General features: G+C 65.9%; 20 protein-coding genes. 16 read left to right on the top strand and 4 right to left on the bottom strand.

The window, feature by feature from the left end; genetic code table 11:
* Positions 1-5: 5 nt before the first annotated feature.
* Entirely contained in the window at positions 6-791 is a 786-nt protein-coding gene (locus ACOOHP_RS14700) for an undecaprenyl-diphosphate phosphatase (RefSeq protein ID WP_420467234.1), read from the bottom strand.
* Positions 792-841: 50 nt separating this feature from the next.
* On the opposite strand from ACOOHP_RS14700, the gene ACOOHP_RS14695 reads away from it, so the two are divergent.
* Together ACOOHP_RS14695 and ACOOHP_RS14690 are read left to right on the top strand one after the other, a co-directional pair.
* On the top strand, positions 842-1,612 hold the full coding sequence (locus ACOOHP_RS14695; protein WP_420467233.1) for a pteridine reductase: 771 nt from the start codon (positions 842-844) through the stop codon (positions 1,610-1,612).
* A 51-nt stretch (positions 1,613-1,663) separates the two neighbouring features.
* Complete coding sequence (locus ACOOHP_RS14690) at positions 1,664-1,966, top strand: DUF2007 domain-containing protein (protein WP_420467232.1); 303 nt, start codon at positions 1,664-1,666, stop codon at positions 1,964-1,966.
* A 9-nt stretch (positions 1,967-1,975) separates the two neighbouring features.
* Here the strand turns inward: ACOOHP_RS14690 and ACOOHP_RS14685 are convergent, their stop codons facing one another.
* Positions 1,976-2,755, bottom strand: coding sequence for an NRDE family protein (locus ACOOHP_RS14685; RefSeq protein WP_420467231.1), 780 nt, complete (start codon positions 2,753-2,755; stop codon positions 1,976-1,978).
* Positions 2,756-2,849: 94 nt separating this feature from the next.
* Between ACOOHP_RS14685 and ACOOHP_RS14680 the strand changes: the two genes are divergently transcribed.
* From ACOOHP_RS14680 to ACOOHP_RS14665, 4 genes are all read left to right on the top strand, one after another.
* Positions 2,850-3,698 (top strand): EcsC family protein, encoded by an 849-nt coding sequence (locus ACOOHP_RS14680; protein ID WP_420467230.1) that lies wholly within the window; start codon positions 2,850-2,852, stop codon positions 3,696-3,698.
* Between the two features lie 189 nt (positions 3,699-3,887).
* The gene (locus tag ACOOHP_RS14675) at positions 3,888-4,094 is read left to right on the top strand and encodes a hypothetical protein (RefSeq protein WP_420467229.1); all 207 of its coding nucleotides are present in this window, start codon (positions 3,888-3,890) and stop codon (positions 4,092-4,094) included.
* Between the two features lie 99 nt (positions 4,095-4,193).
* Positions 4,194-4,445, top strand: a complete 252-nt coding sequence (locus tag ACOOHP_RS14670) for a type B 50S ribosomal protein L31 (RefSeq protein ID WP_420467228.1) — start codon at positions 4,194-4,196, stop codon at positions 4,443-4,445.
* Between the two features lie 423 nt (positions 4,446-4,868).
* On the top strand, positions 4,869-6,161 hold the full coding sequence (locus tag ACOOHP_RS14665; protein WP_420467227.1) for a citrate synthase: 1,293 nt from the start codon (positions 4,869-4,871) through the stop codon (positions 6,159-6,161).
* 69 nt (positions 6,162-6,230) lie between these two features.
* On the opposite strand, the gene ACOOHP_RS14660 is transcribed toward ACOOHP_RS14665, so the two are convergent.
* Together ACOOHP_RS14660 and ACOOHP_RS14655 are read right to left on the bottom strand one after the other, a co-directional pair.
* The gene (locus ACOOHP_RS14660; protein ID WP_420467226.1) at positions 6,231-6,833 is read right to left on the bottom strand and encodes a hypothetical protein; all 603 of its coding nucleotides are present in this window, start codon (positions 6,831-6,833) and stop codon (positions 6,231-6,233) included.
* Positions 6,834-6,850: 17 nt separating this feature from the next.
* A complete protein-coding gene (locus tag ACOOHP_RS14655; RefSeq protein ID WP_420467225.1) occupies positions 6,851-9,241 on the bottom strand; it encodes a penicillin-binding protein 1A in 2,391 nt (796 codons plus the stop codon).
* 193 nt (positions 9,242-9,434) lie between these two features.
* Between ACOOHP_RS14655 and ACOOHP_RS14650 the strand changes: the two genes are divergently transcribed.
* The 10 genes from ACOOHP_RS14650 to ACOOHP_RS14605 all read left to right on the top strand — a co-directional run bounded on the left by ACOOHP_RS14650 (position 9,435) and on the right by ACOOHP_RS14605 (position 23,454).
* Positions 9,435-10,520: a pilus assembly protein PilM gene (locus ACOOHP_RS14650; protein ID WP_420467224.1), complete on the top strand. Its 1,086-nt coding sequence runs from the start codon at positions 9,435-9,437 to the stop codon at positions 10,518-10,520.
* Between the two features lie 7 nt (positions 10,521-10,527).
* Complete coding sequence (locus ACOOHP_RS14645; protein ID WP_420467223.1) at positions 10,528-11,118, top strand: PilN domain-containing protein; 591 nt, start codon at positions 10,528-10,530, stop codon at positions 11,116-11,118.
* On the top strand, positions 11,115-11,804 hold the full coding sequence (locus ACOOHP_RS14640; protein WP_420467222.1) for a type 4a pilus biogenesis protein PilO: 690 nt from the start codon (positions 11,115-11,117) through the stop codon (positions 11,802-11,804). The genes ACOOHP_RS14645 and ACOOHP_RS14640 overlap by 4 nt, the downstream gene beginning before the upstream one ends.
* A gap of 3 nt (positions 11,805-11,807) precedes the next feature.
* Entirely contained in the window at positions 11,808-12,320 is a 513-nt protein-coding gene (locus ACOOHP_RS14635) for a pilus assembly protein PilP (protein WP_420467221.1), read from the top strand.
* A gap of 22 nt (positions 12,321-12,342) precedes the next feature.
* On the top strand, positions 12,343-14,520 hold the full coding sequence (gene pilQ / locus ACOOHP_RS14630) for a type IV pilus secretin PilQ (protein WP_420467220.1): 2,178 nt from the start codon (positions 12,343-12,345) through the stop codon (positions 14,518-14,520).
* Positions 14,521-14,862: 342 nt separating this feature from the next.
* Positions 14,863-15,363: a shikimate kinase gene (locus tag ACOOHP_RS14625; protein ID WP_420468720.1), complete on the top strand. Its 501-nt coding sequence runs from the start codon at positions 14,863-14,865 to the stop codon at positions 15,361-15,363.
* Complete coding sequence (gene aroB, locus ACOOHP_RS14620; protein ID WP_420467219.1) at positions 15,360-16,502, top strand: 3-dehydroquinate synthase; 1,143 nt, start codon at positions 15,360-15,362, stop codon at positions 16,500-16,502. Before ACOOHP_RS14625 ends, aroB begins: the two co-directional genes overlap by 4 nt.
* A complete protein-coding gene (locus tag ACOOHP_RS14615; protein WP_420467218.1) occupies positions 16,502-17,650 on the top strand; it encodes a deoxyguanosinetriphosphate triphosphohydrolase in 1,149 nt (382 codons plus the stop codon). The genes aroB and ACOOHP_RS14615 overlap by 1 nt, the downstream gene beginning before the upstream one ends.
* 239 nt (positions 17,651-17,889) lie before the next feature.
* The gene (locus tag ACOOHP_RS14610) at positions 17,890-18,606 is read left to right on the top strand and encodes a transposase (protein ID WP_420467217.1); all 717 of its coding nucleotides are present in this window, start codon (positions 17,890-17,892) and stop codon (positions 18,604-18,606) included.
* 132 nt (positions 18,607-18,738) lie between these two features.
* Positions 18,739-23,454, top strand: a complete 4,716-nt coding sequence (locus ACOOHP_RS14605; protein ID WP_420467216.1) for a glutamate synthase-related protein — start codon at positions 18,739-18,741, stop codon at positions 23,452-23,454.
* The last annotated feature ends 81 nt before the right edge of the window (positions 23,455-23,535 follow it).

The following is a 23,535-nucleotide window of genomic DNA, read 5'->3' as shown; positions in this document are numbered from 1 at the left end:
CCGGCTCAGATCGCCACGAGCAGCACCGCGCCGAACACGATGCGGTACCACGCAAACGGGACGAAGCTGTGACCGGAGACGTAGTGCAGCAACCACTTCACCGCGGCGAACCCGGTCGCGGCAGCCACGGTAAACGCGATCAGCAGCTCCAGCCAGGGCTCGGTGCCGATACCGCCCGGCGACATCGAAGTCTTCAAGGCTTCGTAGCCGGTGGCGGCGAACATGGTGGGAATGCCGACCAGGAACGCGAATTCGGCGGCGCGCGGGCGCAGCGTGAGGCCGGCCAGCATGGCGGCAAAGATCGCCGCGGCCGAACGCGAAGTCCCGGGAAACACACCGGCCACCACCTGCGCCAGACCCACCGCGATCACGACCGCCCAGGTCACCGTTGCCGCCGGCGCCATCGTCGCGACATGGCGTTCCACCAACAAGATGCAGATGCCGCCGACGATCAGCGCCGCCGCGATCGGCCATACCGTTTCGGGCAGCTCGGCGCCGAGCGCCTTGGCCGCCAGCCCGAACACCGCGGTGATCAGGAACGCGCAGACCAGTTTGATCGCGTAATCGCGCGACTCGGCCTGGCGCCAGCCCAGCAGCAGTCCGGTGATGCGCTGTCGATACACCAGCGTCACCGCCAGAATGGCCCCGGCCTGGATGGCGATGTTGAACAGGTCGGATTGCCGGCCCATCCAGTGCTGCGCGATCAGCAGATGCCCGGTACTGGAAATGGGCAGGAACTCGGTGAGGCCTTCGATCACACCGAGCAGGATGGCGTCGAGAATGCTGTTCAAGAGTGGCTTGAGGAGCCCCGCGCGCGGGCAAGATGGTTAGGATCGCCGCCATGATACGCAACAGTCCCAGCCCCTCCGCGGCGCCGGTACAGCCCCGCGTCGTCCTTGTCACCGGCGCCGGGCGTCGCATCGGCGCGGCGATCGCCCGCCGCCTGCACGCGCGCGGCGACCGCGTGGTGCTGCACTGCCGGCACTCGCGGCAGGATGCCGAGGCGCTGGCGGCGGCCTTGAACGCGCAGTGCGCCGACTCCGCCTGCGTGCTGCCTGCAGATCTGCTGGACCTGGACGCGCTGCGCTCGCTGGCCACGCTCGCGCATGCGTGCTGGGGACGGCTCGACGCGCTGGTCAACAACGCGTCGAGCTACTACGCCACGCCCCTGGGCGAGCTCAGCGCCGCGCAGTTCGACGATCTGATCGGCAGCAATCTGCGCGCGCCGCTGTTCCTGGCCCAGGCCTGCGCGCCGTTGCTGGCCGACGGCGGCAGCATCGTCAACATCATCGACGTCCACGCGCGTCGCCCCATGGCCGGCTTCTCGGCCTACCTGTGTGCCAAGAGTGCGTTGTGGACCCTGACCGAGGCCCTGGCCCTGGAGCTGGCGCCGCGTCTGAGGGTCAACGGCATCGCGCCCGGCCACATGTTGTGGGCCGACCAGCCGCAGTTTTCGCCGGATACGCTGGCGCGCGAACAGCAGCGCATTCCCCTGGCCCGACTGGGTGGCGGCGACGAGGTCGCTCATGCGGTGTGCTACCTGCTGTCGGACCAGGCGCATTATCTGACTGGCGCGGTGATCCCGGTTGACGGCGGGCTGCATCTGGCCTGAGTCGTTTGCGCCGGCCGCTGCAGGCTTGCCGCCACCGGGTCAAGATGCGCCATGAACTGCATCTACCTGGCGGCCGATCCGATCGAGGCGGAAATCGTGCGTGGCCTGCTGGAAGCCGAGCGCATCCGCTGCGATGTGCTGGGAGCCTTGCTGTGGTCCGGGCGCGGAGAGCTGGCGGCAGATGCCTACCCGCGCGTGGTCCTGCGCGATCCGCGTGACGAGACGCGGGCGCGCGAACTCCTGGCGGCATATCGCAGCGGCGATCGCGAGCAGGCCGACTGGCGCTGTGGCTGCGGCGAGCGCGTACCGGGTAATTTCGCCGCCTGCTGGTCTTGCGGACGTACGCTGGATTGACCCGCCGGGTCAGCTGGCGGCGACCCGGAAGTGCTCCTCGCTTTCGCCGGAGATCGCGCCGCGCGTATCGAAGCGGCGTTCGCGCAACTGCGCGCGCCCGTCGGCATCCAGGGTCAGCAGGCTGGTGCTGCGCGTGCCGTAGGTGGGGGTGCAGATGAAGGCCGAAGACAGCAGGCGTTCCATCTGCTGGCCCACGCCGGTATCGGGCAGATCCCCGTCGCCCGCAATGTTGCGATCCGCCATGGCGGCGAACAGCGCTTCGGGGTCGTCGTCATGCGGGTCGTGACGCGCCAGCCAGGACCGCAGATGCGCGTTGGCGATCCGCACCTTGGGCCACGGCGTGTCCAGCGCCGCGTTGCTCAGTGCGTGCACGCCCGGGCCGACCGGCACGGCGGCGAACCCGGGGCGGTTGCTGGCGTGTACTGCCTGGTTGCCGTCGAACAGCAGCAGGTTGAACCCGCCGTAGGCCGCGGCCTCTCGCTCCAGCGCCTGTGCGTGGCGGGCGGCGTCGACGGTGCCGGACAGGAAGTCGCTCACCAGATGACCGCGGGAACGCCGGTAGCCACCGACTTCGGCGGCGCGCACATTGGTGACCGCGGCGACGCGACCGCTGCGGCTGATACCCAGCCAGGTCCCACCTTCCTGCAGGTCGCGGCCGGCCAGTATCTGCGGTGCGTCGCTCCACCAACGCAGCGCAGCGGTGGGACGCGCATGAAATTCGTCGCGATTGGCCAGCAGCAGCAGGCGCAGGCGCGGATGGGTATTCCAAGCGAAGGCGATCAGGCACATCGGTTCATCTTGGCGCGGTCCCGGGTCGGCGACAATGGCGGGGTGGAGCCCCGCGCCGCTGCGGCGGTCCATCCGCCGGAGTCCGAAATCAGCCATGAACGCACTGTCCCGTTACGAAGCGCGCCAGCTCCAGACCATCCGCCAATGGCAGGACGAGTCGCCTGGCTGGGCCACGCGCCTGCTGGCCAAGCCAGGCGGCAAGGTGGCCGGGGCAGTGCAAGCGATGGTTCCGGAGGAAGCGCTGCGCGCCGCGCTGGATGGCGTCAACCGCCTTGCCGAAAAGCTGTCGGACCAACGCCGGCTGCTGAAGCGCGCCGGTGTCGGCTCGCTCGAAGAGTTGCGCTGCTGCGAGCTGGCGCAATGCGACGATCTGATGCGCACCGAACAGCGTCGCGCGATGGCTTTGGCCGGCGTCGGCGGCGCGGCATTCGGTATCGCCGGCGCGGCCGGCATGGTGGCCGACGTGCCGGCACTGATCGCGCTGGCGCTGCGCACCATCCATCGCGTGGGCCTGTGCTATGGCGAGGACCTGCGGCATCCCGAGCGGCGTCGACTCGCAATCGGCATCTTCGCGCTGGCCTCGGCGAACAGCCTGGAGGAGAAGCAGACCGCGGTGGCAGCCCTGCGCGAATTCGACGCCGAAGTGCTGGACACCGCGGCCTGGCGCGACGGCGTGGAGCGCGCCGCCGAGCGCGAATTCGCCAAGGAAGCGGCGGTGTTCTCGCTGAACAATCTGGCCGGCAAGCTGGGCATCAACCTGGGCCAACGCAAGGCTGCGGGAGTGGTGCCGGTGATCGGGGCGCTGGTCGGCGGGTCGGTCAACGCTTGGTATTTGTACGACATCGGCCAGGTGTCGCGTTACGTGTTCCAGGAGCGCTGGCTGGCCGAGCGCTACTCGCGCGCCCAGCTGGGGCTGGACTTGCCGGCCCTGCCGGAGCATTGAGGCAGCCGGGACTCGCGTTCACCGGCCGTTGTGCGCCTCCGGTCGGCCAGCCGACCGACCGGCGCGCTGGGTCGCAGTATTTCTGATCGTGCAGGGCGCGCCGCGGGGCATCCAGAGCCGCCCACATGCAGACCTTCAATCCCTTTCCTAAATCTGCGGCCATCGGCCGCACGCAGGAGTGCAATCGATATGGAACCGACCTGGATTCTTCACGCTGGCATGGCTTTCGCCGTTCTGGGGTTCTTTGTCGCGGCGTGGTATCGCTACCGCCGGCCGGTCGACCTCAAGCGCGGTGACGCCCGGCGGGCGCCGGTCATCGACGCCGACTCTTCGACATCGGAAGGTGAAACGCGCGGGCCCGCAGCAGCAGACAGGCGGCGGGCGCCGACGCTGTAAGCTCCGGAACGCGGCCTGGACAGGCGGCGGGCCGCGGTTGCATGACTGCCGCCGCGGCCCTACACTTCGCGCCCTTTTTTGCGGCTGCGGGCTTTTGCCATGAAAGAAAACATCCATCCGGCCTACGGCTACGTCGTGTTCAAGGATAACGCCGCCGGACACACATTCCGGATTCGCTCGACGGTGAAGAGCAAGGACAAGATCGTGTGGGAAGACGGCCAGGAGTATCCGCTGGTCAATCTGGATACGTCCTCGCACTCGCACCCGTTCTACACCGGCAAGCAGCGTGTGGTGGAAGTGGGCGGCCGCGTCGACCGCTTCAAGAAGCGCTACGCCAGCGCCAAGAGCTGATAGCGGCGTCTGCCTGACGCCTAAGGCCGCGCTCCCTGCGCGGCCTTGTCGTTTGTGGGGCCTGAGATTTCCGTGGCACGCCCTGTGCTTCGCTAGTCAGTATGCGTGCCGATGCGTCCGAAACGGGTGGACGTGCACCCGGACGGTGCGGCGGCAGCGTCGTTGGCGCGGGGCCATGCCTGCGGCAGAACGTGGCGGCTGCCATGCAGTGCAACCCACGGCTGGCGGCCAAACACCAAAAGTCGCTAAGCTTCGCGGCCATTTCGGCGACCCGGTCGGCGCAATCTTCGCCGTGCATCGCAACCGGAATCGCCCTGCAGCCCTGCCGCGTGTGGGTGGGGGCCCAACCCGGCCGTCGGACACATTGCTTGAAGAATGCGACCGACGCCAATCCGTTCTACATCACGAACAGGGAGCTAGCGGATGAGCAGCGCGACCTACAGTCTGGTCAACAATGAGACGGGGGAGAAGATCGATTTGCCCGGAGTCGCCGGCTCGCTGGGGCCGCTCGGCCTGGATGTGGGCAAGGTGTATGACAAGCTCGGTGTGTTCACCTACGACCCCGGCTTTACCTCGACCTGCTCGACCCAGTCGGCTATCACCTATATCGACGGCGACGAGGGTGTGCTGCTCTATCGCGGGTATCCGGTGGCGCAGCTGGCCGAGCACTGCAGCTTCCTGGAAGTCGCCTATCTGATCCTCAACGGCGAGCTGCCGAACAAGGACGAGGCGTTGCGGTTCGATGCCAACATCCGCCAGCACACCATGATCAACGAGTCGCTGAAGAATCTGTTCAGCGGCTTCAATTACGACGCGCACCCCATGGCCATGCTGACCGGCGTGGTCGGCAGCCTGTCGGCGTTCTATCACGACACCACCAACAACAAGGATCCCCGGCATCGGGAAATCTTTGCGCATCGCATGATCGCCAAGATCCCGACCATCGCGGCGGCGGCCTACAAGAAGTATTACGGCCAGCCGTTCATGTATCCGCAGAACCACCTGGATTACTGCAGCAATCTGCTGCACATGATGTTCGCCGTGCCGGCCGAGCCCTACCAGGTCAATCCGGTGGCGGCCCGTGCGCTGGACATCCTGTTCATCCTGCACGCGGATCACGAGCAGAACGCCAGCACCTCCACCGTGCGCCTGGCCGGTTCGACCGGTACCAACCCCTATGCCGCCATCGCTTCCGGCATCGCGGCGCTGTGGGGTCCTTCGCATGGCGGCGCCAACGAGGCGGTGCTGAAGATGCTGGAGGAGATCGGCGACGTGAAGCAGGTGCAGGGTTTCATGGACAAGGTCAAGGACAAGAATTCCGGCGTGCGCCTGATGGGCTTCGGCCATCGCGTGTACAAGAACTTCGATCCGCGTGCCACCATCATCCGCGCCGAATGCCACAAGGTGCTCAAGGCGCTCAACGTCAGCGATCCGCAGCTGGAACTGGCGATGAAACTGGAAGAGATCGCGCTCAACGACGACTACTTCAAGGCGCGCAAGCTCTATCCGAACGTCGATTTCTATTCCGGCATCATCTACAAGGCGTTGGGCATCCCGGTGAACATGTTCACTCCGATGTTTGCCATCGCCCGCACGGTCGGCTGGGCGGCACACTGGATCGAGATGATCTCCGATCCTGGCATGCGTATCGGCCGTCCGCGTCAGGTCTATACCGGCGCCACCGAGCGCAACGTGGTGCCCGTCGAGAAGCGCTGAAGCGCCATTCACCGGCCGTCGCGGCCGTAACGACCGAGGCCTCGCCGACGGACCTCGGTCGTTTCAGCTTCAGTCCGCCGCCGCCGCGATCAAGGCCTCGAGCTGCTCGCAGGTGAGCCTTCGAGCCGGCTTACCGTCGATCTGCGACAGCGGCGGATGGCGCAGGCTTGCGGGTTCGAATACCGCCAGGTCGACACCCACGGTGTCGGCCTCGAAAGAGAGCAGGGCGGCACAGAAGTCGCGGCCGTCGGCCAGACGGTAGCGGCGCTCGCCCTGTTCGAACGGGATGTGGCGGTCGTGCAGCAGCATCTCCACCGTCTCCGGCATATCCGCCACCAGGTGCAGCTGCACGCGGTGTCCCTCGCCGATGGCGCCGGTCACGCTGCTGCCGGCCAGGCGCGGCTGATAGCCGGACAGCAAGCGCATTGCCCGCAACGCAGTCCGGCGCATCGCCGCCAGCTGGAGGGCATGCGCCGCGGCGTCGAACAGGGCGTGTCGCTGCAGTACCGCGGCTTCGATGCGACGCGGGTCCGGCGGGCTGCTGCGTGGCGAAATGCCCAGGCGCTCGGCTGCTTTGGCCCTGGCGGCGCGGTAGTCGGCATAGCCCTCGTCGCAGATCAGCCGCGCAGCCTCCTCGATCCATTCCTCCTGCGAACCGCCGGTGCGCTTCATGACGACGGAGACGCAGATCAGAACAGGTCTTCGACCGGCACCGCGCGGCTGAGCGCGCTGTTGGCGCCGGTGCGCGGGACGTGTTCTTCCGGCACGATCTCGAGGATGGCGTCGGGATCGGAGCCAGATGCGAGCAGACCGGATTCCTTGCCGATGCGCACGGTCACCAGACCGGTTGGGCGCGCGCGGGGGGTCTCGGCATGGTCTTCGAGCGCGGTTCGCATGAAGTCCATCCACATCGGCAGAGCGGCGCGACCGCCGACTTCGCCGCGTCCCAGGGGTGCCGGCTGGTCGAAGCCGACCCAGGCCACCGCCACGAGTTCACCGTTGTAGCCATTGAACCAGGCGTCGGTTTCGTCATTGGTGGTGCCGGTCTTGCCGGAGATGTCGCGCCGGCCCAGCTTGCGCGCCTGCGCCGCGGTGCCGCGGATGGTGACTTCGCGCAGGATGTCGTCGATCAGCCAGGCCACGCGCGGGTCGATGACTCGGGGCGGTCGGGAAGGGTTTTCCGCGGATGCGCCCGCGGGATCCGCCTGCGTCGCATCCGTCGTCGCTGGCGGGGTCGCTTGCTCTTGCTCGCAGTCTGCGCACACGGTGGGTGGCGTCGCCTGAAAAATCGTGTTGCCGCCGGCGTCGACGATGCGCTCCACCACGTACGGCTGTACCCGAAATCCGCCGTTGGCCAACACCGCGTAGGCCGCCGCCAATTCCAGCGGGCTGTAGGAGCCAGTGCCCAGGGCCATCGACAGATCGCGCGGCATGCGGGCGCGTTCCAGCCCGAAGCGGGAAACGTAGTCGCGCACGTAATTCAGCCCCAACTCCTGCAGCAGCCGGATCGACACCAGGTTGCGAGAATGCACCAGGGCTTCGCGCAGCCGCATCGGGCCCTTGAAGTCGCCGTCATGATTCTCCGGCCGCCAGGCGCCCTCCAGGTGAGAGTCCTGAAATACCACGGGTGCATCGAGCAGCACCGTGGCCGGGGTGTAGCCATGCTCGAAGGCGGCGGCATAGAGGAACGGCTTGAAGCTGCTGCCTGACTGGCGCCGGGCCTGGGTCACGCGGTTGTATTTGTTGAGCAGGAAATCGTAACCCCCGACCACGGCCTGGATTGCCCCGTCGCGCGGGTCCAACGCGACGAAGGCTCCCTGCACCGCGGGCAGTTGTGCGAGTCGCCAGGCGTCGCCGACCTTGCGGACGCGCACGATGTCGCCTTCGCGCAGAGCGTTGCGCTCGCCGATGCTCGCCCACTTGAAGTTTGCGGCATCGATCTCGGCCAGCCTCTGGTCGGGCAGCAGCACCGTGAGCCTGGCGGCGCTGAAGGACACCACCGCGGCCGGCATGAGACCGGCCGCGCTCGGACGCTGAGCAAGGAAGTCTTCGATCAGATCGCGCCGCGGCCCGCTCTGACTCAGCAGCTCGGACGGCAGGCGCGCCTCCGGTCCGCGCCAGGCGTGGCGTTCCTCGTAGGCCAGCAGCGCCGAACGCAGCGCGTGGTTGGCCGCTTCCTGGCGCTGCGAGTGGACGGTGGCGTAGACCTGGTAGCCGTCGGTGTAGGCCGATTCGCCGTACTGGTCGATCATTTCGGCGCGGATCATTTCCGCCACGTAATGCGCGTCGGACTGCACCGGCGCGGTGGAAAGCTTGACCGCCACCGGCTCGGCCAGCGCCGCTTCGTATTCCAGTTCGGAGATCTTGCCGAGACTGCGCAGGCGGCTGAGCACGTAGTCGCGGCGGTCTTGAGCGCGCTGCGGCGAAGTCACCGGGTTGTCGCGCGACGGCGCCTTGGGCAGCCCGGCCAGCAGCGCGGCCTGCCCCCAGGTGAGGTCGGCAGCGTCGCGCGCAAAGTAGACTTGGCTGGCGGCGCCCACGCCGTATGCGCGCTGTCCAAGAAAGATCTTGTTTAGGTAAGTCTCCAGGATCTGCTCCTTGGTCATCTCCTCCTCGATGCGCAGGGCCAGCAGAATCTCGCGGATCTTGCGCTCGTAACTGCGCTCCGGCGACAGATAGATGTTGCGCGCCAACTGCATGGTGATGGTGCTGCCACCCTGGATCTTCTCGCCGGTGAGTGCCAGCTTCCAGGCCGCGCGAAGCAGGCCTTGCCAGTCGACTCCGGGGTGCTCGAAGAAGCGGTCGTCTTCGGCCGCCAGAAACGCGTCGATCACGCGCTGCGGCAACTGATCGTAGGCCATGGGCGCCCGACGTTCGGCGCCGAATTCCCCGATCAGCTGCTCGTCCTGCGTGTAGATTCGCAGGGGTACCTGCAGCTGGAGTTCGCTCAGGGCGGTGACCGAGGGCAGTTCGGGGCCGTAGACCCAGCGGACGGCGTAGAACGCGATCACCGGCGCCGCTATCGCCGCGATGGCAAGAGCGCCGACCAGCCAGATCGCGATGCGTTTGGATCGGGGCACGTAGGAGTTGTCAGCGGGGCAGACCAGACCTGGCCGCCGCGCTTCGGGTTATGAGCAACATCAGATAGTTGTTGTGACAACCTATTGTTGCTTCGGAAAACGACTCGGGTATATTAAGGTTCAATGGGGGTGGAGTCATTCACCTCCCGGGGGATTTACAAAAATCGGGGCCGCTTGAGGCGGAAGACGCGCAATGTCGATCTTTCAATCGCTGTTCGGCGGGGGGAGCCAGGAACTGGTCGGACTCGACATCAGTTCCAGCGCCGTCAAGCTGCTTGAGCTGTCCCGTCGCGGCGACCGTTTCCACGTGGAAACCTACGCGGTGGAACCGCTGCCGCCCAATGCCGTCAACGAAAAACTGATCACCGATCCCAAGCTGGTGGCGGAGGCGATCGGCCGTGCGGTGAACCGCGCCGGCACGCGTACCAAGAACGTGGCCCTGGCGGTGGCCGGCGCCTCGGTCATCACCAAGGTCGTGCAGATGTCGTCGGCGCTGTCCGAGCACGACATGGAAGAACAGATCCGCGCGCAGGCGGACCAGTACATCCCTTACCCGATCGAGGATGTGAACCTGGACTTCCAGGTACTCGGCACCAGCGACAAGGGCTCGGCCAATGCCGACGTGTTGCTGGCCGCCTGCCGCAGGGAACAGGTCGACAGTCGTTGCGCCGCCGCCGAGCTGGCCGGGCTGGTCCCCAAGGTCGTCGATATCGAGGCCTACGCGCTCGAGAACGCCTGCCAGTTCCTGCGCCACCAGATGCCGGGCAAGGGGGTCAAGAAGACGGTCGCGGTGGTCGACGTTGGCGCCAGCACCACGTCGCTGCTGGTGTTGCACGACCTGCAGACGGTGTACACGCGCGACCAAGCTTTCGGCGGCAAGACCCTGACCGAGGAGATCATGCGGCAGTACGGCCTGAGCTTCGAGGAAGCCGGCAAGGCCAAGAAGTTCGGCAACCTGCCGGAAAGCTACGAGTCCGAAGTGCTGCCCAGCTTCATCGCCGACCTGGGCCAGCAGATCGACCGCTCGCTGCAGTTCTTCTTCGCGGCGTCGAGCAAGCACGGCTCGATGGATCAGGTGATTCTGGCCGGTGGCTGTGCGCACATCCCCGGCGTCGACGCGCTGGTGCAGGAACGTCTGGGCATTCCGACCGTGGTGGCACGGCCGTTTTCCGCCATGACGGTGGCGGCCAAGGCACGGCCTTCGGTGCTGGCCAAGGACGAGGCGGCCATGCTGATCGCCGCCGGCCTGGCCTACCGCGCGTTCGATACCGAGGTCTGAGGGGCCCATGACCAAGATCAACCTCCTCGACTGGCGCACCAAGCGCCGCGAACTGCGCAAGCAGCGCTTCACCGCCCTGATGGTGCTGGGCGCGCTCGTCGGCATCGCCGTGTTCGGCCTGGCTTACGTGGTCATGAGCAACGCGCTGGGAACGCAGAACGATCGCAACAACTATCTCAAGCAGCAGATTGCCGAGGTCGACCAGAAGATCAAGGAGATCGAGGAGCTGGAGAAGGTCAAAAGCAACCTGCTGGCGCGCATGCGCGTGATCGAGGAACTGCAGGCGTCTCGCAGCGCCACGGTTCATTTCTTCGACGAGATCGTCAACACCCTGCCCGACGGCGTCACCATCACCGTGATCAAGCAGAGCGGGGCTGCGGTGACGGTCGAAGGCGCCGCCGAGTCCAACGGGCGGGTGTCCACGTACATGAAGAATCTGGAAGCCTCGCCCTGGTTCGAGGACCCGCGGCTGGTGGTGATCAAGACCTCGGAAACCGGCGCGGCGCGGCGCAGCGACTTCACCCTGCAGGTCAGGAATCTCACCAAGCCCGGCGACAGCCCCGACACCACGGTTGATGGCGAGGAGATCGAGGAATGAATCTCCAGGATGCAATCCGCGACCTCCAGACCCTGGATATCCAGAACCCGGGGATCTGGCCGAACTGGGTTCATTTCGCCGCCGCGATCCTGCTCGCGGTGCTGATCGTCGCCGCGGGTCTGTGGTTCAAGATCATGCCGATGAGCGACGAGCTGGACGCCGCCCGCGCACAGGAAGTCGCGCTGTTCAAGGAGTTCGAGCGCAAGCAGAAGAAGGTGGTGGCACTGGACGCGTACAAGGATCAGCTGCGCGAGATGGAACGTTCGTTCGGCGCCATGCTCAAGCAGCTTCCGAGTCGCAGCGAAGTGGCCAACCTGCTCAACGACATCAGCCAGACCCGCGTTGCCAGCAGCCTGGACGAAGAATTGTTTCAGCCGCAGCCGGACATCCTCAAGGATTTCTACGCGGAGATTCCGAACAAGATCGTCGTCACCGGCAGTTATCACGAGATGGGCAGTTTCGTCAGCGGGGTGTCGTCGCTGCCGCGTATCGTCACCATCGACGAAGTGGAAATCCGTGCGGCCAAGGCCACTGCCGGCGGACGGTCCGGCAATCTGGCGCCGCTGTCGCCCGACGATCTGCGCATGACCGCCGTCGCCAAGACCTATCGCTATCTGGACGACGAGGAAGTCGAAGCGGTGGCGGCGGCCAAGCAGGCCGAACAGAATCGGGCGAGGAGACGCTAAGCCATGCGCCGGAGTCCGACGAAATACCTGCTGCCCGGCGTGGTGCTGACGCTAACGGCCTGCAGCAGTGGCATGGAAGACCTGGAGCAGCGTGTGGCCGAGGTCAAGAGCCGCAAGTCGCAACAGATCGAGCCGATCCCGCAGATCAAGCAGTTCGAATCCTTCACCTACGAACCGGCCGATCGGCGCGATCCGTTTCAGCAGGCGCAGCCCGATGCCGAGGCGCAGGTGGGTGGCGGGCCGCGGCCGGACATGGACCGTTCGCGCGAACCGCTGGAAGACTTCCCGCTGGACGCGCTGCGCATGCAGGGCATCATCGAGACCAACAAGGCCGTGTTCGCCCTGGTCAAGGCCCCCGACGGGGTGATCCACCGCGTGTCGGTGGGCAACCACATGGGGCAGAACTACGGCGAAATCAAAGCGATCGCCGAATCCGAAATCACCTTGGCCGAAATCATCCCCGACGGGTTCGGCGGCTGGATTTCGCGTCCGGCCACGCTGGCGCTGGCGGAATAGAACTTTAGGGAGCGTGCTACCCATGATGACCCGATCCGAAGTCGCAGCGAAGGGGGGAAGTCGCCTGACCGCGACGGTGCGCGCGACCTTGTGCGGACTGGTGGCCTGTGCCGGCCTGCTGGCGACGCTGCCGGCCGTGGCCCAGTCGGGCAGAGCCTTGCAGTCGATCGACGCGGTGGGGCTGGAAGGCGAGCGCATGCTGCTGACCCTGACGCTGTCGGAAGCCGCGCCCGAGCCGGTGGTGTTCACGGTGGATCAACCGCCGCGCCTGTCCCTGGATCTTCCCGATACCCGTCTGGCCGTGGCCGAGCGTTACAAGCGGCTCAACATCGGTGCCACCCGCGCGGTGGCGGCCGCCGAAGCCGACGGTCGCACTCGCCTGGTGCTGGAGCTGAGTCAGGCCACCACCCACTCCGTACGCATCGACGGCAACCGCATCTTCCTGACCGTGGACGGGCCCGCAGGCGCGGGACCCAGCTATTCCCCTGCGGCGGCGACGGCCGAGGACGCGCCCGCAGCGGCTCCGCCGCCACCGCCGCAGCCGCAGCCTAGCCTTACCAGCATCGACTTCCGCCGCGGCGAAAAGGGCGAAGGCCGGGTGGTGATCTCGATGAGCGACACCGCCACGCCAGTGGACGTGACCCAGCAGGGCGGCAGGATCGTGGCGCGGTTCAAGAACGCCGAAGTGCCCGAAGCGCTGGTGCGCCGTCTGGACGTACTGGATTTCGCAACCCCGGTGAAGTTTGTCGACACCTCGCGCGTCGGCATCAATGCCGAGGTGGTGGTGACTCCGGTCAGCGGCACCGACTTCGAGCAGGTCGCCTATCAGTCGGGCAATCTGTTCACCATCGAGCTGCAGCCGCTGTCGCCGGAGAAGCTGGCCGAGCAGCAACTGCAGGAGCCGGAATACACCGGCGAGCGCATTTCGTTGTCGTTCCAGAGCGTGGACATCCGCTCCCTGCTGCAGATCATCGCCGACGTCGCCGGCACCAACATGGTGGTGTCGGATTCGGTCAGCGGCGAGATCGCCATCCGGCTGCAGAACGTGCCCTGGGATCAGGCGCTGGACATCATCCTGCGCACCAAGGGCCTGGGCATGCGCCAGGAAGGCAATGTGATGCTGGTGGCGCCGCTCACCGAGATCGCCGAGCGCGACAAGGTGGAACTGGAAGCGCAGAAACAGCAGACCGAATTGTCGCCGCTGCGTACCGAGCTGTTGCAGGTCAACTACGCCAAGGCGGCCGACGTGGCGGCGTTGCTCAAAGCCGGCGATGCCAGCATTCTGTCAGATCGCGGCAGCGTGAACATCGACGAGCGCACCAACGCGCTGCTGATTCGCGATACGCGCGAGACCATCGAAAGCGTGCGCGCCCTGATCGCCAAGCTCGACATTCCGGTCAAGCAGGTGCTGATCGAGTCGCGCATCGTCATCGCCAACAACGATTACAGCCGCGAACTCGGGGCGCGCTTCGGCGTGAGCGCCGTGGGCCGCAACGGCAACAACGGTCTGATCAGCACTTCCGGCAGCGCGCAGGCCAACGATGGTCGGGTGCAGGACTTCCTCAACAACGGGTTCCCGGTGGGTGTCGGCAACCTGAACGATCGCTTCAACGTCAGTCTGCCGGCCAGCAACAACGCCGGTCGCATCGCACTGGCGGTGCTGGGTTCGGATTACCTGGTGGACCTGGAGCTGTCCGCATTGCAGGCCGAAGGCCGCGGCGAAGTGGTGTCGAGCCCGCGCGTGCTCACCGCCAACGCCAAGCAGGCCTCGATCGAGCAGGGCGTGGAAATTCCCTACCAGCAGTCCTCGTCCAGCGGTGCCACCAACATCCAGTTCAAGAAAGCGGTGCTGAGCCTGACGGTGACGCCGCAGATCACGCCGGACAATCGTGTGATCATGGACTTGGCCGTCACGCAGGATAACGTCGGCGAGATCGTGCCGACCGGCGACGGCGGGTCGGCCCCGGCCATCAACACCCGCGAGGTCAACACCCAGGCCCTGGTGGACAACGGCGCCACGGTGGTCTTGGGCGGCATCTTCGTGCAGGAAAACCGCAACGACGTCAGCAAGGTGCCCTTCCTGGGCGACATCCCCATTCTGGGCGCGGCGTTCCGCAACCGGCTGACGGTCAACAACAAGGACGAGCTGCTGATCTTCGTCACGCCCAAGATTCTCGAAGAGGGCCTCAGCGTCCGCTAGGAGCCCGGGCGGTTGGAACTGTGCAGGCGAGGCAAAGCCGTTTCGAGTCGGATTTTTCGATGCGTCGAGGCGAATAGTGGTTCTGTTTAACGAGGCGCAGCGGGAAATCCGGCCGAAAGGGCGCAGCCGCAGCCGCGCGCGTTTCTACCGCCCAGGCTCCTGGCGCCGACCACAAGCGCGCTGCGGCGGAGCAGCAGCCGCAGCGCGCTTATAATCCAGGTTTTCCGGTGCGTCGCGCCCGGTCCGTCGGCACGCCGACGCCGAGTCCGGCGCGTCGCGACGGATCTGGCTCGGGAACCTGGCGAAGCATCCTTGCGCGGCAATATCTTTCTGGTGGGCCCGATGGGGGCCGGCAAGACCACGGTCGGCAGACGGCTGGCGCTCGCGCGCGGCATGACCTTCGTCGACAGCGACCACGAGATCGAGGCCGGCACCGGGGTCGATATCCCGTACATTTTCGAGAAGGAAGGCGAGTGCGGCTTCCGCAAGCGCGAGCGCTGCGTCATCGCGGCGCTGTGTCGGCTCGACGGTGTGGTGCTCGCCACCGGCGGCGGCGCCGTTCTGGATCCCGATAACCGTCGCAATCTTGCGGCGCACGGTTTTGTGGTTTACCTGCATGCCAGTGTCGACCAACAGCTTGCACGCACGTCGCGTTCGGGCCATCGACCGCTGCTGCGCACCGGCGCGGACCGGCGCGAAATCCTGCAGAATCTTTTGAACTTCCGCGATCCCCTCTACCGCGAAATCGCCGACCTTGTGCTGACCACCGACGGCCGCAACACCAAGATGCTGGTACGCGACATCGAGCAGCACCTGGAGCGCAGCGCGGCCGGACCCCTATGACGACCTCCCGCATCCTAAACGTCGAACTCGGCACCCGCAGCTATCAGATTCGGATCGGCAGCGGCTTGCTGGCAGATGCCGCCAGCTATCAGGCCCTGCGCGGTCGCCGTGCGATGCTGCTGACCGATCGCCACGTGGCGGACCATCACCTGGCCGCGGTGCAGACGGCGCTGCGCCTGGCGGACGAGCAATGTCTGATCCTGGAGCCCGGCGAGTCGGAGAAAAGCTGGGACCAGGCCGGCCGCGTGCTGGACTGGATGCTGTCGGCGCGGCTGGGTCGCGACGCCGCGCTGATCGCCCTGGGCGGCGGCGTCATCGGCGATCTCGCGGGTTTCTGTGCGGCGGTCTACCAGCGTGGCATCGACTTCGTGCAGATTCCCACCACCTTGCTGGCCCAGGTCGATTCTTCGGTCGGCGGCAAGACCGCAGTCAATCACGAGCGCGGCAAGAACCTGATCGGCGCGTTCCACCAGCCCATCGCGGTGATCGCCGACACCCAGGCCCTGTCCACCCTGCCGCCGCGCGAGTTGCGCGCGGGCCTGGCCGAAGTCATCAAGTACGGGCTGCTGGCCGATCCCATCATGTTCGGGTGGCTGGAAAAGAACCTGGATCGCATCCTGGCGCTGGAGCCCCAGTTCGTCGCCGAAACCATCGAGCGCTGCTGCGCCATCAAGGCGCGCATCGTGGGTCTGGACGAACGCGAGAGCGTCTCCGGCGGACCGCGCGCGCTGCTCAATCTGGGCCATACCTTTGGCCACGCCATCGAGACCTTCAGCGGTTACGGCGAATGGCTGCACGGCGAAGCCGTTGCCACCGGCATGTGCATGGCCGCGGACCTGTCCCATCGAATGGGGTGGATCAAGGCCATCGAACTGGACCGTGCCACCCGTCTGCTCGGACGGGTGGGTTTGCCGACCCTGCCGCCAGAAGGCATGCAGCCCGCGGACTTCCATCGCATCATGGGTCTGGACAAGAAGGTCAAGGGCGGCAAGCTGCGTCTGGTGCTGTTGCGCAGCATCGGCGAGGCCGTGCTGTCTGCCGACTTCGACGAGGCCGCGCTGGAGGCCACCCTGGACAAGTTCTGCGGCGCCGGGCCTGGAGGGGCCGGCCCCGCGCACGCTTTCGCCGTCTCGGTCTGATGGACCTCGCCCCCTGCGCCGCCGACCCGGCACGCAGTCGGGGGCGACGACACACCGAACCGCCGCCGGCGTTGCGCACCGAGTTTCAGCGCGATCGCGATCGCATCGTCCACAGCGCGGCGTTCCGCCGGCTGGAGTACAAGACCCAGGTCTTCGTCAATCACGAGGGCGATCTGTTCCGCACGCGGCTGACGCATTCCCTGGAAGTGGCGCAGATCGCCCGCAGCGTGGCACGGACGCTGCGCCTCAACGAGGACCTGTGCGAGACCATCTCACTGGCGCACGACCTCGGACACACCCCGTTCGGGCATGCCGGGCAGGATGCGCTTAACGAGTGCATGAAGGCCTACGGGGGGTTCGAGCACAACCTGCAGTCGTTGCGGGTGGTGGACGAACTGGAGGACAAGTACGCCCAGTTCCGCGGCCTCAATCTGTGCTTCGAGACCCGCGAGGGCATCCTCAAGCACTGCTCGCTGGCCAATGCGCGGACGCTGGGCGAGGTCGGGCTGCGCTTCATCGAGCGCAGCCAACCGAGCCTGGAAGCGCAGATCGCCAATCTGGCCGACGAGATCGCCTACAACAATCACGATATCGACGACGGTCTGCGCGCCGGCCTGCTGCAGATCGAACAACTGCGCGAAGTGCCGCTGTTTGCGCGGCATCACGATACGGCGCGCGCCACTTACGGCCGCATCGGGCCCAAGCAGGAACGGCACGAAACCATCCGCGCCATCATCAACACCCTGGTACTCGACCTGATCGCGCACAGCCGCAGCCGCATTGACGCCGCCGCGCCGACACACATCGACGACGTGCGCCGGCAATCGCAGCCGCTGATCGCTTACAGCGCCGAGATCGGCGCCGCCAACCGGGAATTGAAGACCTTCCTGCGCGACAACCTGTACTTGCATCACCGCGTCTACCGGGTCATGACCAAGGCCCGCAAAGTGGTTCGCGAGCTGTTCGCGGCCCTGTTCGAAGACGCACGGCTGATGCCACCGGAATTTTTCGCGCAGTCGCAGCAGCGCGAAGGCCAGCACGGAGAAACCGGTCGCGCCCGCGCAGTGGCCGATTACATTGCGGGGATGACGGACCGCTACGCTTTGGACGAACATGAACGTCTGTTCGATCCCCGGCGTTTGCGTTGATGAAAGCCCCGCGCTGCTTGCTGCGGTCGGCACCGACTCGCCTTGACGGCGATCCCACCGCACCGCCGCTCTCGTTACGTGAAATCCACCCGCCGGCGGGCTCGCGGCGTCATTGCTGTCGCCCGGCTTGGCCCAGCCTCGGTCGGATCCCCGCAGCGTCAGTGCTGACGGGGTGCTCGCCCTGATGCTTGCCAGACCGGACATCCACCCCCGGTATTCCGCCGACCCGAACCCAGCCGATGGCCCGCCTGCCCCGCCTCGTCGTCCCCGGCGAACCGCACCACGTCGAGCTGCGTGGCAACGGTGGCGTCTCGATCTGCCGTGACGACGACGACCGGCGCCACTGGGTCACCACGGCGGCCGACGCGGCGCGCGGCAGCGGAACCGATCTGCATGCCTACTGCCTGCTGGAGGATCGCGCCCATCTGCTGCTGACCCCGGCTACCTGCGCGGCGCTGCCGCAGATGATGCAGGCCTTGGGTCGCCGCTACGTGCAGTATTTCAATCGGCGTCATCAGCGTAACGGCACCCTGTGGGAGGGACGCTACCGTGGTGCGCCGCTGCAGGCCGAGCTCTATTTGCTGGATTGCATGCACTACCTGGACAGCCTGCCGGTCCTGGCCGGACTGGTGGTGCGACCGGAGCGCTATGGCTGGTCCAGTTGCGCGCATTACAGCGACGGTACGCACGACCCGGCGGTGGTTCCGCATGCGCTGCTGTGGACCCTGGGCAACACACCGTTCGAGCGCGAAGCCCGCTACCTGGAGCGCCTGCGCCGCGAATTGCCGCCCGCCCAGCGGGAAGCGATCACCACGCTGCTGCTCAGGGGCTGGCCGTTGGGCGACCCGACTTATCTGGCCGCTCTGGCTGATCGCACTCAGCGGCGCGTGGTACGCCGCCATGCCGGTCGCCCGCGTCGGCAGGCGCGAATCACCCCGGACGGCCCTCGCGATTAATCTGTCCCCAATTTAAGCGTGCCGCACCCGGCCACAGCTTATTTAGTTTCTGACCCTAAATTATCTGCTTGGCATCGAAGTTGCGGTGGCCTATGCTCCGAGGTTCCGCGTTGCTCAATGCAAAGGTAGGCCATGCAGCACCAGACCCAGCAAGCCCAGGCCCGCGGCCTGTACAGCCCGGTCCACGAACACGATGCCTGCGGCATCGGTTTCGTTGCGCACATCAAGGGCAGCAAGAGCCACTCCATCGTCGGTCAAGGCCTGCAGATCCTGTGCAATCTGGAGCACCGCGGTGCGGTGGGCGCGGATCCGCTGATGGGCGACGGTGCGGGCATCCTGATCCAGATTCCCGACCAACTGTACCGCGAGGAGATGGCCAGGCAGGGTGTGGAACTGCCGCCTTTCGGCGAGTACGGCGTCGGCATGATCTTTCTGCCCAAGGAGAGTGCCTCACGCATCGCCTGCGAGCAGGAGATCGAGCGTGCCGTGGCCGAGGAGGGCCAGGTGGTGCTGGGCTGGCGCGACGTGCCGATCGATCGCGACATGCCGATGTCGCCCACGGTGCGCGCCAAGGAGCCGGTGATCCGGCAGATCTTCATCGGCCGCGGCGCCGACGTGTTCGTCACCGACGCGCTGGAGCGCAAGCTCTACGTGATCCGCAAGGCCTCCGGGCATGCGATCCGCGAGCTGCAGCTGATCCACGGCCGCGAGTTCTTCGTGCCGTCGATGTCGGCGCGCACGGTGGTCTACAAGGGCCTGCTGCTGGCCGAGCAGGTCGGCATCTACTACAAGGACCTGCAGGATCCTCGCTGCGTCTCGGCGCTGGCGCTGGTGCATCAGCGTTTCAGCACCAACACCTTCCCGGAGTGGCCGTTGGCGCACCCGTACCGTCTGATCGCGCACAACGGCGAAATCAACACGGTCAAGGGCAATTTCAACTGGATGCGCGCCCGCGAGGGGGTGATGAAGTCCGCCGAGCTGGGCGACGACCTCAAGAAGCTGTTCCCGCTGATCTACGAAGGGCAGTCGGACACGGCCTGCTTCGACAACGCGCTGGAACTGCTGGTGATGGCCGGTTACCCGATCGCGCAGGCGATGATGATGATGGTGCCCGAGGCGTGGGAGAACCACACTTTGATGGACGACAACCGCCGCGCGTTCTACGAGTACCACGCGGCGATGATGGAGCCTTGGGACGGGCCGGCGGCGCTCGCGTTCACCGATGGCCGCTACATCGGCGGGACCCTGGATCGCAACGGCCTGCGCCCGGCGCGCTTCATCGTGACCGACGACGATCTGGTGGTGATGGCCTCGGAGTCCGGCACCTTGCCGATTCCGGATGCGCGCATCACCTCCAAGTGGCGCCTGCAGCCGGGCAAGATGTTCCTTATCGACCTCGAAGAAGGCCGCATCATCGACGACGAGGAACTCAAGGACACCTACGCGAGTGCCGAGCCATACAAGGCATGGATCAACCGCGTGCGCATCAAGCTCGACGAGCTCAAGCCGATCGCGAATGCCAACGCCGTGCCGCTCGAATCCGGCGTGCCTTTGCTGGATCGCCAGCAGGCCTTTGGCTATACGCAGGAAGACATCCGCATCCTGATGGCGCCGATGCTGGCCAACGGCGAAGAGGCCACCGGCTCCATGGGCAACGATGCGCCGCTGGCGGTCATGTCCAACAAGAACAAGCTGCTCTACAGCTACTTCAAGCAGCTGTTCGCGCAGGTCACCAATCCACCGATCGATCCGATCCGCGAGGCGATGGTGATGTCGCTGGTCTCGTTCATCGGTCCCAAGCCCAATCTGCTCGACACCGCCAATCTCAATCCGCAGATGCGGTTGGAAGTGACGCAGCCGATTCTCGACCCGTCCGACATGGACAAGCTACGGGTGATCGCTTCGCATACCCGCGGCAAGTTCAAGTCGCACGTGGTGGACATCTGTTATCCGGCGGCCTGGGGCAACGAAGGCGTGGAAGCACGCCTGGCCTCCCTGTGCGCGCAGGCGGTGGACGCGATCAAGGACGGCCACAACATCCTGATCCTGTCGGATCGCAAGGTGGACGCCGAAAATGTCGCCATTCCGGCGCTGCTGGCGACCTCGGCCATCCATCTTCATCTGGTCCGCAGCGGTCTGCGCACGTCCACCGGGCTAGTGGTGGAAACCGGCTCGGCGCGGGAGGTGCACCACTTTGCGCTGCTCGGCGGCTACGGTGCCGAAGCGATCCACCCGTACCTGGCGATGGAGACCCTTGCCGACATGGCGCAGGGCCTCACGGGCGAGCTGTCGCCTGAAAAGGCGGTCTATAACTTCAAGAAAGCGATCAACAAGGGTCTGCTCAAGGTGATGTCCAAGATGGGCATCAGCACCTGGATGAGCTACTGCGGCGCGCAGATCTTCGAGGCCATCGGCCTCAACCGCGCGGTGATCGACAAGTACTTCAGCGGCACCCCTTCCAATGTCGAAGGCGTCGGCGTGTTCGAGATCGCCGAAGAAGCACTGCGCCTGCATCGACTGGCCTTCGGCAACGACCGCGTGCTCGCGCATGCGCTGGACGCCGGCGGCGAATACGCGTGGCGCGTGCGCGGCGAAGAGCATATGTGGACGCCGGACGCGATCGCCAAGCTGCAGCACTCCACCCGTGCCAACAACTTCTCCACCTACAAGGAATACGCGCAGATCATCAACGATCAGTCCAAGCGCCACATGACCTTGCGCGGCCTGTTCGAATTCAGGATCGATCCGTCCAAGGCGATCACGCTGGACGAGGTGGAGCCGGCAAAAGAGATCGTCAAGCGCTTCGCCACTGGTGCGATGTCGCTGGGCTCGATCAGCACCGAGGCGCACGCCACCCTGGCGGTGGCGATGAACCGCATCGGCGGCAAGTCCAACACCGGTGAAGGCGGTGAAGACCCGGTGCGCTACCGCCTGGAACAGCAGGGCATCGTGGTCAAGGACGGCGCCACCATGGCCTCCGTCATCGGGGTCGAGCAGGTCGAAGCCGATATCCCGCTGCAGGCTGGGGATTCTTTACGCTCGCGCATCAAACAGGTCGCGGCCGGCCGTTTTGGCGTGACCACCGAGTATCTGAATTCCGCCGATCAGATCCAGATCAAGATGGCGCAGGGCGCCAAGCCCGGCGAAGGCGGCCAGTTGCCCGGCGGTAAGGTCAGCGAGTACATCGCGCGCCTGCGCTTTTCGGTGCCAGGCGTCGGGTTGATTTCGCCGCCGCCCCACCACGATATTTATTCTATCGAGGATCTGGCGCAGCTTATCCACGACCTCAAGAACGCTAACGACAAGGCCGATATCTCGGTCAAGCTGGTGGCCGAAGTGGGTGTCGGCACCATCGCTGCGGGCGTGTGCAAGGCGAAGGCCGACCACGTGGTCATCGCCGGGCACGACGGTGGTACCGGCGCCTCGCCGCAGTCGTCGATCAAGCATGCCGGCGCACCCTGGGAACTGGGCCTGTCCGAGACCCAGCAGACGCTGGTCCTCAACGGCCTGCGTTCCCGTATCAAGGTGCAGGCCGACGGCCAGATGAAGACCGGTCGCGATGTCGTGATCGGCGCGCTGCTCGGCGCCGACGAGTTCGGCTTCGCCACCGCGCCGCTGGTCGTCGAGGGCTGCATCATGCTGCGCAAATGCCACCTCAACACCTGCTCGGTGGGCGTGGCCACACAGGATCCGGTGCTTCGCAAGAAATTCGCCGGCAAGCCCGAGCACGTGGTGAATTTCTTCTTCTTCATCGCCGAAGAAGTGCGCCAGATCATGGCGCAGCTGGGCATCCGCACGTTCAACGAGCTGATCGGGCGCTCCGACCTGCTGGACAAGTCCAAGGCCGTGTCGCACTGGAAAGCCAAGGGCCTGGATTTCAGCCGCGTGTTCTATCAACCCGAAACGTCGGAGCCGCGTTACCAAGTGCTCACCCAGGATCACGGCCTGGACAAGGCGCTGGACCGCAAGCTGATTGCGATGGCGATGCCAGCGCTGGAGAAGGGCGAGCGGGTGTCCTTCATCTCGCCGGTGAAGAACATCAACCGCACCGTCGGCACGCTGTTGTCGTCGGAGGTCGCGCGCCGCTTCGGCCACGACGGCCTGCCGGATGACACCATCCACATCCAGTTGCAGGGCACCGCCGGGCAATCCGCCGGAGCATTCCTGGCGCGGGGCATCACCCTGGACTTGGTCGGCGAAGGCAACGATTACGTTGGCAAGGGCCTGTCGGGCGGCCGCATCATCGTGCGACCGAACACCGAGTTTCGCGGACGCGCGGTCGACAACATCATCATTGGCAACACCGTGCTGTACGGTGCGATCGAGGGCGAGGCGTTCTTCAACGGCGTGGCCGGCGAGCGCTTCGGGGTGCGCAATTCCGGCGCCACCGCGGTGGTCGAGGGCACCGGCGATCATGGCTGCGAGTACATGACCGGCGGCACTGTGGTGGTGCTGGGAGAGACCGGACGCAACTTCGCGGCCGGCATGTCCGGTGGCATCGCCTATGTCTATGACCCGCAGAACGACTTCGCGAAGAAATGCAATTCCGACATGGTGGCACTGGAAGCGCTGATGACCAGCGCCGAGCAGGACGCCAAGCTCGATCGCAGTCTGTGGCATGCGACCGCGCGTGGCGGCGAGCCGCTCGCCGACGAGGTGATTCTGAAGAGCCTCATCGAACGCCACTTCAAGTTCACCGGCAGCACGCGTGCGCGCAATCTGCTCGACGACTGGTCGGCGTCGCGTGCGAAATTCGCGAAGGTATTCCCGCACGAGTACCGGCGCGCGCTGGGCGAGATGCACGCCGCCAGGCAGGTAGCGGCGAAGCGAGATGCAGTTGCGGCCTGATCGCCGAAAGAATCACGCCAGGGAAGATCGCAACGGACGCGGAGAACATCGCAAAGGCTGGAGGATGGCCCTGTGTTCCCT

The organism is Panacagrimonas sp. (genome assembly GCF_965216805.1).
Classification (GTDB): domain Bacteria; phylum Pseudomonadota; class Gammaproteobacteria; order Nevskiales; family Nevskiaceae; genus Panacagrimonas.
This window is presented reverse-complemented; position numbering and strand designations above follow the sequence as displayed.